Raw genomic sequence first — 17,971 nt, forward strand, 5'->3', positions numbered from 1 at the left:
CTCCAGCGCTATCTGATCCGCTATCCTCGCTGATATCAACGCCCTCTTGCCAGTCGAAAGCCCCGTAAACATTGACTTTCCGACGAAGTCATCACGTTTATCGGTTCACCTGAAAAGGCCTTGCAAAGAAAGTATTACGGTATACCATCAGACGAATAAACCATAAAAATCGCGTCACACCACCCGAGGACTGCCCAATGATCGATGCCGCTATTTACAAACAAGTCATGGGCTCGTTCCCGTCCGGCGTAACCGTCATCACCACCTTGGACGAAGAGGGGCAAATCGTCGGCCTGACCGCCAGCGCCTTCAGTTCGCTGTCGATGGAGCCGGCGCTGGTGTTGTTCTGCCCCAACTACAGCTCTGATTCCTACCCGGTGCTGATCAAGAACAAGCGCTTTGCGATCCACTTCCTGTCCGGCGGCCAGCAAAGCGAGGCCTACGCCTTCGCCCGTAAAGGCAAGGACAAGGCGCAAGGCATCGAGTGGACATTGAGCGAGCTGGGCAACCCGATTCTGGCCAACGCGACGGCGGTCATCGAGTGCGAGTTGTGGCGCGAATATGAAGGTGGCGACCACGCGATCATGGTCGGCGCGGTGAAGAATCTGATCGTGCCCGAGCAGAACGCCGGGCCGCTGGTGTATTGCCACGGCAAGATGGGTGCCCTTCCCGTTTTCGCCTGATCCAGAATTTCAGAACACCATAAATCAACTGTAGGAGTGAGCCTGCTCGCGATAGCGTCAAGTCAGCCAACATCAACGTTGGATGACACATCGCAATCGCGAGCAGGCTCACTCCTACAGGGTTTTTGTGTTGTTAATGCTGGTGGTATTACGTTCTGAACCGACTCACCAACTGATTCAACGTCTGCGACAACGCCGTCAGGTTCTGCGCATCCTCGCGTGTCGAATCCGCCAGACTTGCCACCAACTGCGCATCCCCATGAATCTGGCTGATATGCCGATTGATGTCCTCGGCCACCTGATGCTGCTCCTCAGCTGCCGTGGCGATTTGCGTGTTCATGTCGCGGATCACGTCCACCGACTCACGAATCAAGCCAAAACTCGCCCGCGCTTCGTTGATCGACACCACGGTTTCCTGCGATACCTCAAGGCTCGCATGCATCTGCTTGCCCATCTGATGCGTGCGCCGCGCCAGGTTGCCGAGCAAGGCATCGATCTCGCCGGTGGAGTCCGCCGTGCGCTTGGCCAGCGCCCGCACCTCGTCCGCAACCACGGCGAAACCACGTCCCTGCTCACCGGCCCGCGCCGCCTCAATCGCGGCATTCAGCGCCAGCAGATTGGTCTGCTCGGCAATCGAACGGATGGTGCCGAGAATCGACTGAATGTCGTTGCTGTCCTGCTCCAGTTGCTGCATCGACTCGGCGCTGTGGCCGATCTCCTGACTCAACCGCCCGACGTTGTTCACTGCCGCATCGATCTGCTGCTGCCCGGTGTGAGCCTGACGCTGGCCGTTGTCCGCAGAGTCCGCCGCCTGACTGCACGAGCGCGCGACTTCATTGGAAGTGGCGACCATTTCATGGAACGCCGTCGACACCATGTCCACCGCCTCACGCTGGCGCGAAGCGACTTCGGCCATTTCCGCCGAGACTTCGGTGGCGCTGCCGGAACTGCTGTGAATCTGCCCCGCCGCCTGACCGATGCTCTGGATCAGCGTACGAATCGCCTCCAGAAACTGGTTGAACCATCCCGCCAGTTGCGCCGTTTCGTCCTGCCCGCGCACATCCAGTCGCGCCGTCAGATCACCCTCGCCCTGCGCGATGCCTTCCAGACCACTCGCCACCCCACGAATCGGCTTGACCATCAACCCGGCAAACCACGCTCCGACCGTCGCAAACAGCAACGCACAAACCAAAGCAATGGCGGCAATAACCCAAGTCAGCCGCGTAGCCCCGGCCATCACTTCACTGGCCTTGACCACCCCGACAAAGCGCCAGCCCAGTTTCTCGGACGGCCAGACAAACGCCATGTAGCGCTCGCCCGCCAACTCAACCTCGACCAGACCTTTACCGGCCGCCGCCAGTTGCTGATAACCGTCACCGAGATCGGTGAGCTTTTTGAAGTTGTGCGCTGGATCGCTCGGGTCAACCAACACCGTGTTGTTGGCCTCCATCAGCAGCAGATAACCGCTGTCGCCGAGGCGGATCTGCTTGACCAGATCGGTCAATTGCTTGAGCGACACGTCGATGTTGACCACCCCGGCGTTGCTGCCCAACTGATTGTTGAAGCTGCGCACGGTACTCACCAGTACCACGTCATCTGCCGCCCAGTAATAAGCATCGGTGCGCAGGGTTTTGCCGGGATTGGCCATCGCCGTTTTGTACCAGGGACGGGTACGCGGATCGTAACTCGCGAGTTTCGGATCGCCCGGCCAGAACACATAGCCGCCCTGCTCCGTCCCCAACGACAGATACGCGTAAGCCGGATGCGCCTTGGCGAGCCCGGCGAACAACTGGAATATCTGTTGATCCTGCACGCCCATCGTGACTTGCGCCGCATCACTGCCCAGATAACGTTTCAGGTTACCGTCGATGCCCTGCAACTGCGGGTGTTCCGCCAGATACGCGACGTTCTGGCTGATGCCCTCAAAGAACAGCTGCATCGCGTTCTCGACCTGGCGCACCTCGCGCCCGGTGCTGTCGATAAAATTGTCACGCGCCCCATCCCGCACGTTGAGGATGATCAGCACAGCCACCAGCAACACCGGCACGCTGGCGATCACCGCGAATGCCAAGGTCAATTTTTGTTTTATGTTCATCTACTGCGCCTTCCTTGTTCGAAGTGTCGGTCAGAAATATTTTGCGGATATTCCGTATTATGGTATACCAATATTCAATCAGCCGACCAGCCGTCCTCAAAGGCGTGCTTGAATGGTGATAAGACTCGCGAGCGTCCAACGCTCACGCCAGTTAGACAGGCCCGCAAGCGACCGGCCAACAACAAAAGATCCGAGGTAGCGTCATGAAATTTTCCCTGTTCGTACACATGGAACGCTGGGACGAAAGCGTCAGCCACCGCCAACTGTTCGAAGACCTGACCGAACTGACCCTGATGGCCGAGGCCGGTGGTTTCAGCACCGTGTGGATCGGCGAACACCACGCCATGGAATACACCATCTCGCCGAGCCCGATGCCGCTGCTGGCCTACCTCGCGGCAAAAACCACCACCATCCACCTCGGCGCCGGCACCATCATCGCGCCGTTCTGGCACCCGTTGCGGGTCGCCGGGGAATGCGCGCTGCTCGACGTCATCAGCAACGGACGCATGGAAGTCGGCCTGGCACGCGGTGCCTATCAAGTTGAATTTGATCGCATGGCTGGCGGCATGCCCGCTTCAAGCGGTGGCCAGGCCTTGCGCGAAATGGTCCCGGTGGTGCGCGCCCTATGGCAAGGCGACTACGCCCACGACGGCGACATCTGGAAATTCCCGACGTCGACCAGCGTGCCGAAGCCGATTCAGAAGCCAAACCCGCCGATGTGGATCGCCGCCCGCGACCCCGACTCGCACAATTTCGCCGTGGCCAACGGCTGCAACGTGATGGTCACGCCATTGATGAAGGGCGACGAAGAAGTCCTCGACCTGAAAAACAAATTCCAGACCGCACTCGACAACAACCCCGACGTGCCACGCCCACAGTTGATGGTGCTGCGCCACACCCACGTCCACACCGCAGACGATCCGGACGGCTGGCAAGTCGGCGCCAAAGCGATTTCGCGGTTCTATCGCACCTTCGATGCGTGGTTCGGCAACAAACAAACCCCAGTGAATGGCTTCCTCGAACCGAGCCCGGAAGAGAAGTTTGCCGGACGTCCGGAGTTTGAGCTGGAGAGCCTGCACAAGACGGCGATGATTGGTACGCCGGAAGAGATCATTCCGCGCATCAAGTACTACCAGGAACTTGGGGTGGATGAGTTCAGCTTCTGGTGTGATAACAGCTTGCCGCATGCGGAGAAGAAGAAGTCGCTGGAGCTGTTTATCAAGCATGTGGTGCCGGCGTTTCGCTGAGTGTTCTGCTGATTGAGCCTGGTAAATGAAAACGCCCCAACAGTGTTTGGGGCGTTTTATTTTTGGCTATCGGCAAGAGACTACAACATCGTCGGAAGCGGCTGCCTTGCATGGCTGGAACGTTGAGGCTTATAGTCCGCCCGTTGCCCAAATGACAACTCGGGTTTGGCGACCTGACATAACGAGTGCGAGGGCTATCTACTTGTTTGCAGGTGTCTGCGCGTCCGCAAAACTGCTGTGTAATGGCGGTTGTGCGCGGGAGACCTTCGGGTCTGCCGGTTTCTCGTTTCCGGTTCGCCAACCTGCGTACAGCTGCCACCCATCGTTTGGCGACGGGGGATGTCAGCCTCACCCACTAAACGAGGCTTTACCCAGTGCAAAGATATATCCCCTTAACCAGCATCGACCAGATCCCGGCCTCCCTGCTCATCGACACACAAGCTCCACTAGACGTCCTGCACGCCATGGCCGACTACCGCATTCGTACCGTCACCCAAGTACTGGAAAACATCGCGTTCCGCGCTGAAATTGGTTGCGACACCGTGGTGCTCTCCGACTTTTCCAAGCTATTGGCGATTCCGCTGCGCGATGGCTGTGACTTGATGGATGTGATCGGCAAACGCTTGCAGGCTCAAGCGTCTGAATGAAATAAATCGGGCAGCCTTTGGGTTGCTCTTCCAAGTAAGGCTGAACGCCTCTGGCAGATAGTCTCCACCGATCATCTAGATCGCAACTTCAGGGTGGACGCCTGTGGCAGGCGATGCCTGAATAATTACCGTATTAGCAACCTACCTCATCTTTTTAACGAAGCTTCAAGCGCGTGAAAGTCATTTGGAACGGCGCTATAAAAGCAACAGCCTCAGAAGAAAACATTGCTTTCACTATGGCGGCCAGGCTTGGAATACTGGCGTAGCTGCATTGATTTGGGTGGGGGGTGAACGTCTTGAAATGTTGGAGATACCTAAGCTCTGCGTGATGAGGTGCATCATCAAGTGCAGAGATTAGAGTAGATTTGTGGGAATCCCTCAGGGTCTGTCCGATTTCTCATCTCTATTTCAATTACGGCAACAAACGCTCACAGCCCACTAACCTTAGTGATTGAATAGTTCAAAAATCCACCTCGCCAGAATTTCCGGCGACGTGGTTTCCTTCCGAAGCTGCTCGACACCGCGATCTCTCGCCACAAGGGCAAATTTACCAGCGTCAGAGATCTCAATATAGGGCGCACCAAACTCCTCTATTTCGATCCCTAAGGGAAACGCCTTATAGGGTTTCCCTTGCTCATTCGCGTAATTAAAAAAACAATGGACTACTTGCTCAAGCGCCAAGGACTCCACCTCGAGTTTCTTTTATGAGTTTGACTTACCCGTTCAGCGACAGGATTTTCAAAAGGGGACAGATTTATTTTTAACCTGCGAAGTCAGCGTAGATAAAAATAAATCAGTCCGCTTTTCCGCTTTTCCGCCTTGACAGGCAGAACCCTCCTACCAGCGCACAGCATTTTGGCTCCCTATTATAGAAAGCGAAACTTCCAATAATCGTTGCCGGCAACTACCCAAAATCTCTCGCGAACTGGAATCAAAAAACTGAAATCACAGCAATCAGCGATCCAGTCTGGATAGACATATTTTTCATGAAAGCGACCATCGTCCATGTGCATGTGTATTTTTCGATCAAAATTTATGTAGAACCTTGGAAGTCTCGAGTGAACGACATTGGCACGCTTAAACAATTCAGGCGTTAAACCTTCACCCGTCAGGTAATACTGCTCGATCTGCTCAAAAACGTTCTCATCCGCCCCAATAAAACCTTTCAGATCGGATGAAGATAGTATTTTCTCCTTTGAATCATGGAGATACTGCGGGAAATTTTCCGCAGTCATTTTCACAACTCCTCCTCTGAACTTCTGGCTGGATCGCTCATATTGTTCCGGAGTAATGCTTCCATTTTGCAGAGAGGCACGAAGGCTCATATCTACATCTAGAGTGAAGTTGCATTTCTCATCCACAATCCAGAAGCATTTCCCCGAATGCACAAAAAAACCGATGCTTTTCTCGCCATCCCATAAGTCATCAAAAATCTCCTGACTCACCGTCATTTTTTGAACTCTTTAAAAAATTCTTCCTGGGTATAAACACGAGCATTACTCGAATTATTTTCGAGCACTGACTCCCACATTTTTGGTAACTCAAGCGAATAACCCGGCTGCCCTTCATCCACTCTCTTGGGGGTGTCGCGATCTCTTGGGCCATCTGTATGCTGAGGTATTACTTTGTCCATGATTTCCTTATGGGTTTTCGCATCAATTTCGAAAACCACTACAGAGCCATCAGAACGCTTGTTCGTCAAGTAGTATGTGGCATGGTCTGCGTTACCGACGCTGACACAAAGTTGCCCCGTACATCCCGGGTTAATGGTAATGCTTCCATCCTCGTTTGCAGTAATTCGGTTCTGGCTGGTTTTATTACCAAATCCGCCTCCTTCGACCCGAAAGTAAGTCACCGCATCCGGAGATTCGCCTTTGGCATCACCGGCGCCACCTTTTGTACCTGGGGAGCCTGCCTCTTCTTTTGTTCCAGTCGTGCCACCCTTGGGTTTATCTTTCCCGCCTCCCGCCGTCTTGATCGTTGAGCCCATCGCCGATACAGACGTCGCCAAGCCTTCAACGGCTGCCATCGCCATCTCATGGCTGATCCCTAGTGTTTGAACGAGCGTATCTGCAATTGCCGCGACAGAGTGCCCCGCGGTGATTCCCGCAAGCATGTTCTGAAAACCATTGTTCTCAGTAATCAAAAGATTAAAGAGCTTTTCAGCTTCAGGTGATGCGGTGGCAGCCAAATCTTTGAGTTTTTGTGCTTTGGCCTCTGCATCTGCGACAAGACTTGAGAATCCTTTGCAGTTGTTTGGATTAGCTGCACATTGAGCAACCGCTTCAATGTCTTGCTTGCGACTGAGTTCGTGGTACTCCGCGTATTTCTGCTTCGCGCACGCCTGGTCATTTCCGCAGGCGTTCATTTCCTTTGCAGCTCGCTCAAGATCCGAGTGCGACAAGAAGTTGTACTGGGTCGCAGTCGCTGCAATATTCGCTGCGATGTTAGGGTCGGTACCCGCGACCACGGCGGAGAGCACAGCGATCAACTGTGACATGGCCAACAAGTTAGCTTTGTCCTGTCCTGCTCCCGGCATGTTCGGGTCGTAGTTGTCGGGCAGTATCAAATCCGCCAGGTACTGGACCATGGCTTCGTTGGCACCACCAGCCAACGCGCCCGTCTTGAAGTCGCCGCCCAGAGCCATGGATTTCAAGCCACCCACTAGAGCATGCGCCGCAATTTTCGTTGGACTGCCGTCCACCAGATTGAGGTTGCCGACCTTATTAGCCGCGATAGCGCCGCCAATATCGATCACAGCACCCAACAAATTGTTGACGAAGTTGTCGCCCAGACTGCCGCCCTGTAGTACGGTCTGGGCCAAGGTATCAGCACTTGTTTTGAGAACAACTTGCCCGGCGCTGTTCCAGTCGAACCCGAGGTCAGTTGGACTGTAGCCAAGGCCAGTGCCGATACCGCCCAACATCCCCGAAAGCACATAACCCTGCAGGTTTTCACTGCTGAAGACGTCTTTGAGCACTGAACCCAAATCGCCTTTGTTACTGATGGCGCTGTTGGCTGCCGTCGTCTCGACTGCAATCAGTACCGCATTGGCAAAGCCTGCCGAAAACGTGCCTGCGGTAGCTCCGATCAAACCAGCGCCAGCGCCACCTGTGACCGCAGCCAGCAAGATCGCCAACGCCAGTTGCGCAGCGACACCGAGCCCCGACGTCGAGTACTTGAAGCTCTTGTGGATCTCTTCCACACGGTGCCAATCAACGTCGCCGCGCAACTCGGCGTCTTTCAGCCAATGAGTTTCGGATCAGCCGCCACCATCGTGTCGATAGTCTGACTGACACTCTGTTGATCAATCTGCTTGATATCGATCTTGAGCCCGTCAACAGCCTTGATGACAAGTTTGCCGTTCGCGATCAATTGGCTCTGACGCAGCGTCTCATCAGTATTGCCTTTGCCTTTGGCCGAATTCCAACCGGCATTGCTGTTGCTCTTAGTATGGCTCTCGTCATGCAGATCCTTCACCCCCTCAAAGGTAATGGAGCCACCACTGTCCAGCATAATGTCATTGCCACTTTCGAGTTTCGCGACTTGATAGCGCTGGTCGCCATTACTTTTGAGCGTCAGGTTACCGCCGGAAGTGATCTCACTGCCCACGTGAGTTACTTGGGTGACTTCATCATGTTTGGTCTTGAGGCTTCCAAAGCTACCCTTTTTCTTCATGTCGTACAGCGAGTAGTCAGTATCCTGCTTAGCCAGAATCTCTAGGTTGTCACCGGCCACCAGATAGGCTTCATCACCCGCCGTTACGCGACTGGAAATCAAACTGAGGTCTTTACCCGCATCCAGTTTGACGTCGCCGCCTGCCGTGATGCCGGACATGACTTGAGTGACATGATCCTCCTGACGAGTCATGTTCTTGTTTTTAGAGCGCGAATGCTCCTCGTCCGCCGCTGAGGTGATCACCAGATTCTCAGTCGCCGACATCGCCACATCACGCTTGGCATCAATCTCACTGGCAATGATATTGATATCGCGCTTGGCCTCGGCCTTGAAATCACGCCCGGCATCAATATCCGCGCCCAGTTGCGTGACGCTGCTAACAGCTCCCCTCCAACCCAGCGACGCGCTGTCGTTGACTTGCACAGACGCCACATTGACATCGCGACCGGCGTTCAACGTCATGTCCTGGCCGCTCTTCAGGACGCCGCCGATGACGTTGATGTCCTTGGCTGCTTTGACGGTCAGGTCGTTGGCGGCCTCGATTCGGGCGGCGTTGTCGGCAAAGTCCTGATGCCGGGTGACGGTGCCGTATTGGTCATCCATCTTGGTGATGGTTCGTTCGTTGGTCACATCGCCCGTGCGCGTGGTCAGCGTCACATCGCGTCCGGCAATAATGCCGCCAGTTTTGTTAACGATGTTGTTGGTCGCCAACAGATCAAGACGATTACCCGCCTCAATCGATCCGCTGTTGACCAGGTCCTTGCCCGCCGTGGCCGACAGGTTGTTGGTGGCTTTAAGCGTGCCGACGTTATCGAGGTTTTTCCCGGCGATCAGCGTCACGTCGTTACCGGCAATCAATGCCCCGGTCGGGCCAAGGCGGCCGTTGGCCTGAGCCAGATACACCACTGGCACCAGGACTTTCTCGCCATTCACTTCGTGCTCTTCGAGCCAGACGATGTCGTGAGTCAGCGCGGCCACTTGCTGCGCCGAGAGGCCGACGCCGACCGACAGGTTGAGCGCGTCCTTGCTGGCGATGGCGTTGTTCATCAGGTACTTGAACATGCCCTCGTTGGAGGTCTGGCCATCGAGGAAGGCCTGGCCGGTGCGCGCGGTGACGGCTTGTTGAATCAGGCGTTGTTCGTAGAGACCGTCGCCCAGACGTTTGGCGCTCTGATCAGGGTCGTAGCCCAGTTTGCCGAGCAGGTAGTCCGAACTCATGAACGATTTGAGGTCGGTGAGTACCGGGTTGGTTTCGATCAAGTATTTATGTGGGTTGGACGGAGCCGTAGTGTCTGGCAGGCCGGTGACACGAGTCACCGGACGAATACCGTTCGCCTCTTTGGCGTCGTTGCCCCGAGCCCGGAAGAGGACGTCCGGAGTTAGAACTGGAGAGCTTGCACAAGACGGCGATGATTGGTACGCCGGAAGAGATCATTCCGCGCATCAAGTACTACCAGGAACTGGGGTGGATGAGTTCAGCTTCTGGTGCGATAACAGCTTGTCGCATGCGGAGAAGAAGAAGTCGCTGGAGCTGTTTATCAAGAATGTGGTGCCGGCGTTTCGCTGATCGGCCTGCTTGACATAAAACCTGCTCGCGCGAACTACAAAAAGGGACGAATTCATCAGCGTGAATTCGTCCCTTTCCGCATCCCGTAACTGGGCTTAACCGCGAATGCGGCGCTCCGTGAAGTCATACTCTTCAGGACAATCGCCGGAAGGGTCTGCGGCCACATTGGTGTAATGCACCGTATTGGCATCAATCAGTTTGTAGGTGTAGATATCCGGCAAACGCACGCCATCGGTTCTCAACTCGTTCTTGCTATTGGCAGCCGACCATGTTCCATGCTCAGCCTGTATTGTCCGGGTCTGTTCGGCATCACGGAAAAAGGTGATGGTGAAAGTGCCGTCAGGTTTGAAGTTATTCTTCCAGGACAGGAACTGGCATTTACCGGTTTCTGCCCGCAAGCCCTTCCAGGAACCAACCAGCGACGGGTCAACCGCTGGCTTGTTGGAGGCACAGCCTCCCAGCGTTACGGCCAGGACGATCAGAGCTAGAGAGAAATTACGTTTCACGCGGTGTTTCCTTTTTCCAGATAACGGGATTATGCCGAGGGACCGGGAATCTCACGTTATTCGTGATGAACTAAAGACAAATTTCGTTGAAGCGCCAGATCAACTCGTCACCGGAGTTCGCTGTTTCGGCTGGGAAACACGTAAACATGCTGCTCACAACGTGAGCCAATGAACTGGCGAGAAGGTCGGCATCCATCAGGCCCATCAAGTGCGGTTGATTACCGCTCTTGCCGTCATACGTGAGGGTGTATCAATGGGCCAGTCCCTAGCAGTGCAACAGCAGGTATTCCGGTTCGGTCAATCGGCCCAGATTCAGGCCGCGGCGTTGTCAGAGCTGGCCCGGCTGCTTTCGAGCTCACTCGAAGAGCTGTTTGGTCAGCAGCAGGAAACCACCGTGCGTAAGCGTGGACCTGCTCCGAAATGGCAGCAGCAATTGGAAGCCATTGATCAACTACCCAAGAGCCAACAGAAATTTGTTGCGCAGATGCTCGATGCCTTGATCGCTCAGGCCACGACCAAAGCGAGCAGCGAGGGACGGGAGGTTTTGCAGTAAGCAGATAAAACAACACCGGCGCATGATCGGTGTAGGATGAGGATATCTATCAAATATTAGCAGAAATTCGTTTATATAAAAACTCATAAAAATCTGAAGCGTAATTAACATTCTCGCCAGACGGAAGCCTAAGACTCACGGGGCACTCACCATCTTTAAACTTCGAATAGTCAAAGAAAAAGACTTCCCCCATATCAGTTTCGCTAATCACAAGCTTTTTGCCATCTACCAGATTATTTTTTATGCCCACAATATGCTGATAGACAATATCCCCCCCATTGACACTCTCAAAGTCAACGCCATAGATACTGTAAATTTCTTCAGTACCAATCTCGCCACCCGCATACGTCTTTAAAAACCACTTGTACGACCCTGGCAGTTCAAGCCCTAGACGCTGCTCGGCCTTCTCAATTCAGTCATCACCCACGCAATCGGCCTGACTACCAAAGCACACGATATCAGGATGCTGTGATACTAAATCCTCAATTTGATGCGTCGTAACTTGGCTCATTTTCAATTCCTAAAATCTGCAGATCGTTGCTGCCAGTACTGCACTTTCCATTTATCAAAAGCTGCCCTATCAATACCAGAAGGAATTGTATTAGGGTTAATGTGAATAGTTGCGCTATTGGTTTGGTGAAAACTTTGTGTCATTTCTGCAATAGGCCCTGACTGTGTTTGCGTCATATGGTGCAGGTTCACCGACTTGCCATCTACACCGATGGGCGCGGCCATACGCTCAGCATTACTACCTGTTATGACCTTGCCACCTTCACGCCAACTAGTTTGCAAATTAGGATCAAATAAATCATTCCGTTGATATACCTTATTCCCACTAAACTGAATAGGATCTTTTGACCAAAAATTACGTTGCTGAGTAAAAACAGAGCCAGCCTCTGTAGAGCTCCCTATTCCTTTTGCACCTCCTCCTTTACCGCCCCTTAGTACTCCACCCATGACGGCCAGCAGATCACTGAGCCACCCGGCTTTCTCTGGTGACACCCCGCTATTTATCAAGTCGAGCTGTGACTGCGCTTGAGTTAACGTAGCAATAGCTGTGTTGTTTTGGAGTTGAAGGCGGTGCAGATCCTCCTTGAACATAGAAGGGATACTGTCGTCAAAATACATATGCGCAAGACGTTCTTGCAAGCTAAAGCGATCGTGTACTAGATCTCCATAGTACTGAATACATTGCTGCGGGCTGCTTTTGCACAATGAAGACAGGGCATCGTCGTCTGCAACCGACTGATCTCGGATGTATTTCTTGACCTCCTCACAGGTGCCCTTAGCCTCACAGGTGCGTGCAGCATTTTCCAAATCGTCTAGTTCTTGATGCCCTGCAAAATTGTACTGAGTAGCGTTGTTGGTAATCCATGCTGTTTGTTGCAGCGTGGTGGCGTCCGTGTTACCCAGTGCAGTCGCCGACAACACCCCAACAATCTGCGAGCCCATGAGCAATAGATCAGGATTGCCCTCGAACCATTTGTTCATCTCTCCAACGAGTGCTTCGTTCGCGCCAGCCGCCAGTGCGCCTGTCGCAAAATCACCACCGGTCATTTCTGACAACAATCCGCCTACCGCAGCGTGGATGATGATTTTGCCCGCCGAGCCATCATCCATAACGTTTTTTGTAAGATCGCCCACCATGTTGAAGCTGAAAGCGGCTACGGTGTTGAAAAGCGCGGTTTTTAGAACATCACCAACGCTTGCATCGCCTCCAGCTGCCTTGGTGATCAGCGCAGAGGTACCACCTTGGATGATCTGACTTCCAGCGAATCTACCAACTCCCTCCCATGTCGCTAATGAGGGTCCTAGCAGCTTTTTAGTGACGGGATCGTATTTCATACCCGTCAGCTTGGTCAGATACTCAGACATCAACCCGGCTGTAAGGCCGGAAATCGCATAGCCCTTCAGTGCGTCGGACGACGTAACGTCCGCAAATACAGCCCCAAGGTTTCCGCCGTTATTGATAAAGCTGGTCGTGGCATTGGTGGCAGCTCCAGTCGCCACAGCAGCAAAGGTCGCGGCCCAGAACGTCCCCATCCCGCCAAAGGCTGTCAGGGCTGCCGGTCCAACCACGGCCGCCATGATGATCGCGATGATGATCTGCGACGCCGGGCCTAGCCCCGAGTTCTCATACTTGAACGACTCGTGAATCTCTTTCACAAGCCGCCAATCTACATCCCCTCGCGCCTCGGCTTCTTTCAACCAGGCCAGTTGCGGATCAGCCTTGACCATGGTGTCGATGGTTTGGCTGACGGATTGCTGGTTTACGTCCTTGATGTCGATTTTCAGGCCATCGACGGCCTTGAGCACGATGTTGCCCTTGGCGATCATCTGGGTCTGGCGCAGGGCTTCGTCGGTGTTACCGCGACCTTTTGCCGATACCCATGCGGCGTTGTTGTTGGTTTTGGTGTGGCTTTCATCATGAAGGTCTTTTACCCCTTCAAAAGTAATCGCCCCGCCACTGTCCAGCGTGATGTTGTTTCCGCTTTCCAGCTTGGCGACCTGGTAAAGTTGATCGCCTCCGCTCTTGAGCGTCAGATCACCGCCAGCCTTGATCTCGGAGCCGACATGCTTGTTGTCGGTCACCTCGTCGTGCTTCATCTTGAGCTTGCCGAAGCTGCCCTTTTTCTTCATGTCGTAGAGCGAATAGTCCGTGTCCTGCAAAGCGAGGACATTGAGGTTTTCACCTGCCACCAAATAAGCTTCGTCGCCCGCAGTAACGCGACTGGAAATCACGCTGAGGTCTTTACCCGCGTCCAGCTTGACATCCCCACCCGCCGTAATACCCGACATCACCTGACTGACATGGTCTTCCTGGCGAGTGACTTTCTTGCTCTTGGACAGCGAGTGCTCTTCATCCGCCGCTGAGGAAATCACCATGTTCTCGGTCGCTGTCATCGCGACATCACGCTTGGCATCAATCTCACTGGCAATGATATTGATATCGCGCTTGGCCTCGGCCTTGAAATCACGCCCGGCATCGATATCGGCGCCCAGTTGCGTGACATCGCTGGTGTTGTGCTTCGCGTCCTGGAACACGCTGTTGTTGACTTGCACGGACGACACATTGACGTCGCGGCCGGCACTCAATGCCATGTCCCGACCGCTTTGCATCACGCCGCCGGAGATGTTGATGTCATTGGCCGCTTTAACGGTCAAGTCATTGGCAGCTTCGATTCGTGCAGCGTTATCGGCATAGTCATGGTGCTGAGTGCCATATCGGGTGCTGTTGTCGGATGAGGTGATGGTCCGCTCGTTGATCACATCACCGGTACGAGTGGTCAGGCTCACGTCACGCCCGGCGATGATGCCACCAGCCTTGTTGACGATGTTGTTGGTTGCCAATAGATCCAGACGATTACCCGCCTCGATGGATCCGCTGTTGACCAGATCCTTGCCTGCAGTGGCAGACAGGTTGTTGGTCGCTTTGAGCGTGCCGACGTTATCAAGGTTTTCCCCGGCGATCAGCGTTACGTCGTTACCGGCAATCAATGCCCCGGTCGGGCCGAGACGTCCGTTGGCCTGAGCCAGATACACCACTGGCACCAGCACTTTCTCGCCATTCACTTCGTGCTCTTCGAGCCAGACGATGTCGTGAGTCAGCGCGGCCACTTGCTGCGCCGAGAGGCCGACGCCGACCGACAGGTTGAGCGCGTCCTTGCTGGCGATGGCGTTGTTCATCAGGTACTTGAACATGCCCTCGTTGGAGGTCTGACCATCGAGGAAGGCCTGGCCGGTGCGCGCGGTGACGGCTTGTTGAATCAAGCGTTGTTCGTAGAGACCGTCGCCCAGACGTTTGGCACTTTGGTCAGGGTCGTAACCGAGTTTGCCGAGCAGGTAGTCCGAGCTCATGAACGATTTGAGGTCGGTGAGTACCGGGTTGGTTTCGATCAAGTATTTATGTGGGTTGGACGGAGCCGTAGTGTCTGGCAGGCCGGTGACACGAGTGATCGGACGAATGCCGTTTGACTCTTTGGCGTCGTTGCCCCGAGCCCGGAAGAGGACGTTCGGAGTTAGAACTGGAGAGCCTGCACAAGACGGCGATGATTGGTACGCCGGAAGAGATCATTCCGCGCATCAAGTACTACCAGGAACTGGGGGTGGATGAGTTCAGCTTCTGGTGCGATAACAGCTTGCCGCATGCGGAGAAGAAGAAGTCGCTGGAGCTGTTTATCAAGAATGTGGTGCCGGCGTTTCGGTGAATACCTGAATTAGTAGAAATGACAAATGAAAACGCCCCGACCTAGCTCGGGGCGTTTACGTTGAACTACATGCCAGCTCGCCGTGGGTCAATGCTACTCCTGAACAGACGCCCTGTGATTCTTGCGCAGTTGCTTCAAGGAGAAACGCAGTTTGCGCACCCCATAAGCAACGCGTGGAAACAACAGCGTCCACCGTGGATGCACGTGCACTCCGCAATCGCGGCTGTCTTGCCGTGTCATCGAGGTCATTTGCTGCGGCAGTTCCACACCATACTTAATGCACTTGGTGATCAGCGCATCGACGTTACGTTCCATGAAGTTCAACGCCACGGTTCGCCCGGCACCGAACTTGCCGATATGTTTTTTCAACGCATCCAGGGTATCGCGGTAGGCGGCGTAACTGCCGAGCACGTACTCGACATCTTTATGGCTTTGCGTCAGCGAACCTTGCCTGACTCGCTGAAAGTAGTAATCCTGTGCTACTGCGAACGTACCCTGGCTATGCAAATAAATGTTCATGCTGAACACATGATCCTCATGCGCACGACCTTCCAGACGAACCGCGAAACGCTCGCACACCGAACGCTTGAAAATGTACTGCCAGGTTGCCGCGTGATACTTGCCGGACAGTATTAAGTCCTGAAGCAGATCACGCCCCGCGTCGAACCATCCGCTACGACTGGCCGCCGTGTTCCGACGCAACAACTTTCGCTCACCGTCCACTTCGACGTACGAGCGTTTGGAGAAGTAAAACAACTCCAGCGCAGGATTGGCTTCAACCTGCTCGACCAGTGTCGTGAATATCTGAGGACTGACCACATCGTCCGGATCACAAAAAAATACGTAGTCACCAGACGCCATCGCTAAACCATTGCGACGCGCAGCACCGACGCCCTGATTCTGCTGCGTCACGACCTTCACCTCGGCACGATTGGCATAACCTGCCTCAAGTACAGCCAAGGTGCCGTCGGTCGAGCCGTCATTGATCAGAATGATTTCGTGCAGCGCTACTGGCTGATTGAGCAGCGAATCAAGTGTTTCGGCGATGTAAGACTCAACGTTATAGGTGGGAATGACGACGGATATTTTCGGGACAGACACGTTTATTACACCTGAGGCACTGGCTACGGCCGAAATGGGGAATTGTTCAGAGGAATGCTGTGCAGACAAGGCTCAAGATCCATATTTCGTAAATCTCGAGCTGAAGCGATATCAATATGATGGCGCATGATAAATGGCGATGAGGAGCGACGTCAAAGGCTGTGTTTTAAAGCAGTAGCCTCACTTGAGCTAACCGCGAATGCGGCGCTCCGTGAAGTCATACTCTTCATGACAATCGCCGGAAGGGTCTGCGGCCACATTGGTGTAATGCACCGTATCGGCATCAATCAGTTTGTAGGTGTAGATATCCGGCAGGCGCACGCTACGTTTCTCGTGATGAACTAAAGACAAATTTCGTTGAAGCGTCGGGTTAACTCGTCACCGGAGTTCGCTGTTTCGGCTGGGGTAACATCGTAAATCGGTATCGGCCTGTACTTCCAACTGCGGAAAGCGTTTAAAAAGTGGCACTGTCAAGACGTCCCTCTCAATATCCATCTTTCAGGTTCTTGGGTCTTTCAGAAACCGAATCAAAGGACAGAATGGCATCGTCCACGTCATATAAAACACAAGGCCATCTGTTTGCAAAACTCAAAAAGACCTTCACGTACATTACCCTGGCGGGTTCAGTATGATCCAGATCAACTTCAATCAATGTCTGCGGGGTCCCCCCCAACAAATCCTGCCACTCTTGAAGATCTTCGGAGTCATAAAACTTTTCAAAAGTATCCTTTGACTGCAAGGTCAGCCATATATCTGAATTGCCCTCACCAATAGTGCCCCGAAAAGGCTTGCCGGCGTTGACGGATCCGCCATTGGACTGGAGAACTTCTTCAAAATCTTCCGCGGTCAATTTTTCCGATGAGATGATCATTGCAGATAACGACATGCTTAGCCCACCCCGACAGCATTAAACAATGGGAAAAAGGTGGCAGATCTATTTATATTAAATAAATCGCCCCCTTTCTTTCGCCATTCAGGACGTACTTGAGTTGATCCACACTATCTATTGAAATCAATATCGAATCCACTTCCCTGTAGGGATTAGCTCCGGACTACCAGGATCAACCAAATAGAGCCATTCTGGATCATGGCCAACCGTACCAATTAAAACACCTAGCATTTCCGGGTGTTCGGGCATCGCACCGCAGTGGATGGCACCAATGTAACTGCTTTCACCTTCACGGCTATGCAATTGAAAGCGCAATGAGCCGTCTGCATTATAGATTGCAGCGTTATGAGGAAAAGCAAAAAACCAGGGAGCTTGGGGACGGCTAAACTTAGAAGGCACTTTATTAAAAACCACTAGCACACCAGTTCTATCTGGCAAAATATTAAGCGGCTCGTGAATTGGAATATCAACCTCCACTCCACTATCAAGTACCAAAGCCTGTCGAACACTGATCACCTTATGCTCTTGAGCATAGATCATATTTTTTTTCTGCTCTTCAAAACTCGTGCTCGCGCCATCCCAACGAATGAACTCATCGAAGGTCTGTCCGTCTTCAAACTCGCCCCTTGTTCTCACTTCACTAATTAAATTACTCACTCTAACGATCTCAGCGATTTCATATTGACCTCATACAACTCAGGATTAGTTCGAGGTGACTTATCCATGAAGTTCACCTGATGCCCTCCTCCAGGCAAGCGAACTCCATTGAGCGCATCCCACATATCGCCTACGATACC

13 protein-coding genes and 5 pseudogenes are annotated in these 17,971 nt (G+C 53.6%); 6 read left to right on the forward strand and 12 right to left on the reverse strand.

What is annotated here, in order from left to right; genetic code table 11:
- Positions 1-197: 197 nt before the first annotated feature.
- The gene (locus ACTWLJ_RS23350; protein WP_445178634.1) at positions 198-683 is read left to right on the forward strand and encodes a flavin reductase family protein; all 486 of its coding nucleotides are present in this window, start codon (positions 198-200) and stop codon (positions 681-683) included.
- A gap of 148 nt (positions 684-831) precedes the next feature.
- On the opposite strand, the gene ACTWLJ_RS23355 is transcribed toward ACTWLJ_RS23350, so the two are convergent.
- Together ACTWLJ_RS23355 and ACTWLJ_RS23360 are read right to left on the reverse strand one after the other, a co-directional pair.
- Complete coding sequence (locus ACTWLJ_RS23355) at positions 832-1,599, reverse strand: methyl-accepting chemotaxis protein (protein ID WP_445181407.1); 768 nt, start codon at positions 1,597-1,599, stop codon at positions 832-834.
- A 138-nt stretch (positions 1,600-1,737) separates the two neighbouring features.
- Positions 1,738-2,778 (reverse strand): annotated as a pseudogene (locus tag ACTWLJ_RS23360) (cache domain-containing protein); the annotation flags it as partial.
- Positions 2,779-2,981: 203 nt separating this feature from the next.
- On the opposite strand from ACTWLJ_RS23360, the gene ACTWLJ_RS23365 reads away from it, so the two are divergent.
- Both ACTWLJ_RS23365 and ACTWLJ_RS23370 read left to right on the forward strand, forming a co-directional pair.
- Entirely contained in the window at positions 2,982-4,025 is a 1,044-nt protein-coding gene (locus tag ACTWLJ_RS23365) for an LLM class flavin-dependent oxidoreductase (protein WP_445178635.1), read from the forward strand.
- A gap of 374 nt (positions 4,026-4,399) precedes the next feature.
- Positions 4,400-4,672, forward strand: coding sequence for a hypothetical protein (locus ACTWLJ_RS23370; RefSeq protein WP_445178636.1), 273 nt, complete (start codon positions 4,400-4,402; stop codon positions 4,670-4,672).
- Between the two features lie 444 nt (positions 4,673-5,116).
- On the opposite strand, the gene ACTWLJ_RS23375 is transcribed toward ACTWLJ_RS23370, so the two are convergent.
- The 3 genes and pseudogenes from ACTWLJ_RS23375 to ACTWLJ_RS23385 all read right to left on the reverse strand — a co-directional run.
- Positions 5,117-5,353 carry a hypothetical protein gene (locus ACTWLJ_RS23375; RefSeq protein ID WP_445178637.1) on the reverse strand — a complete coding sequence of 79 codons (237 nt, stop codon included), beginning with the start codon at positions 5,351-5,353 and terminating at the stop codon, positions 5,117-5,119.
- A 185-nt stretch (positions 5,354-5,538) separates the two neighbouring features.
- Positions 5,539-6,123: a hypothetical protein gene (locus ACTWLJ_RS23380; RefSeq protein WP_445178638.1), complete on the reverse strand. Its 585-nt coding sequence runs from the start codon at positions 6,121-6,123 to the stop codon at positions 5,539-5,541.
- A pseudogene (locus ACTWLJ_RS23385) lies at positions 6,120-9,667 on the reverse strand (hemagglutinin repeat-containing protein); the annotation flags it as partial. The pseudogene ACTWLJ_RS23385 and the gene ACTWLJ_RS23380, both read right to left, overlap by 4 nt.
- Positions 9,668-9,717: 50 nt before the next feature.
- On the opposite strand from ACTWLJ_RS23385, the pseudogene ACTWLJ_RS23390 reads away from it, so the two are divergent.
- Positions 9,718-9,917 (forward strand): annotated as a pseudogene (locus tag ACTWLJ_RS23390) (LLM class flavin-dependent oxidoreductase); the annotation flags it as partial.
- Positions 9,918-10,012: 95 nt separating this feature from the next.
- Here the strand turns inward: ACTWLJ_RS23390 and ACTWLJ_RS23395 are convergent.
- Positions 10,013-10,423: a hypothetical protein gene (locus tag ACTWLJ_RS23395; RefSeq protein WP_445178639.1), complete on the reverse strand. Its 411-nt coding sequence runs from the start codon at positions 10,421-10,423 to the stop codon at positions 10,013-10,015.
- A gap of 208 nt (positions 10,424-10,631) precedes the next feature.
- Between ACTWLJ_RS23395 and ACTWLJ_RS23400 the strand changes: the two genes are divergently transcribed.
- Positions 10,632-10,976: a hypothetical protein gene (locus ACTWLJ_RS23400; protein ID WP_401212674.1), complete on the forward strand. Its 345-nt coding sequence runs from the start codon at positions 10,632-10,634 to the stop codon at positions 10,974-10,976.
- A 49-nt stretch (positions 10,977-11,025) separates the two neighbouring features.
- Here the strand turns inward: ACTWLJ_RS23400 and ACTWLJ_RS23405 are convergent.
- Both ACTWLJ_RS23405 and ACTWLJ_RS23410 read right to left on the reverse strand, forming a co-directional pair.
- Positions 11,026-11,487 (reverse strand): annotated as a pseudogene (locus ACTWLJ_RS23405) (SMI1/KNR4 family protein).
- Positions 11,488-11,489: 2 nt separating this feature from the next.
- Positions 11,490-14,876 (reverse strand): DUF637 domain-containing protein, encoded by a 3,387-nt coding sequence (locus ACTWLJ_RS23410; RefSeq protein ID WP_445178640.1) that lies wholly within the window; start codon positions 14,874-14,876, stop codon positions 11,490-11,492.
- A 110-nt stretch (positions 14,877-14,986) separates the two neighbouring features.
- On the opposite strand from ACTWLJ_RS23410, the pseudogene ACTWLJ_RS23415 reads away from it, so the two are divergent.
- Positions 14,987-15,184, forward strand: a pseudogene (locus ACTWLJ_RS23415) (LLM class flavin-dependent oxidoreductase); the annotation flags it as partial.
- Between the two features lie 93 nt (positions 15,185-15,277).
- On the opposite strand, the gene ACTWLJ_RS23420 reads toward ACTWLJ_RS23415, so the two are convergent.
- The 4 genes from ACTWLJ_RS23420 to ACTWLJ_RS23435 form a co-directional block, all read right to left on the reverse strand.
- Entirely contained in the window at positions 15,278-16,285 is a 1,008-nt protein-coding gene (locus ACTWLJ_RS23420) for a glycosyltransferase family 2 protein (protein ID WP_445178641.1), read from the reverse strand.
- 189 nt (positions 16,286-16,474) lie between these two features.
- Positions 16,475-16,636 (reverse strand): hypothetical protein, encoded by a 162-nt coding sequence (locus ACTWLJ_RS23425; protein ID WP_445178642.1) that lies wholly within the window; start codon positions 16,634-16,636, stop codon positions 16,475-16,477.
- Positions 16,637-16,769: 133 nt separating this feature from the next.
- Positions 16,770-17,171 (reverse strand): hypothetical protein, encoded by a 402-nt coding sequence (locus ACTWLJ_RS23430; protein ID WP_445178643.1) that lies wholly within the window; start codon positions 17,169-17,171, stop codon positions 16,770-16,772.
- Between the two features lie 126 nt (positions 17,172-17,297).
- The gene (locus ACTWLJ_RS23435; protein ID WP_445178644.1) at positions 17,298-17,831 is read right to left on the reverse strand and encodes a hypothetical protein; all 534 of its coding nucleotides are present in this window, start codon (positions 17,829-17,831) and stop codon (positions 17,298-17,300) included.
- Positions 17,832-17,971: the final 140 nt, after the last annotated feature.

This window comes from Pseudomonas sp. McL0111 (assembly GCF_052567255.1).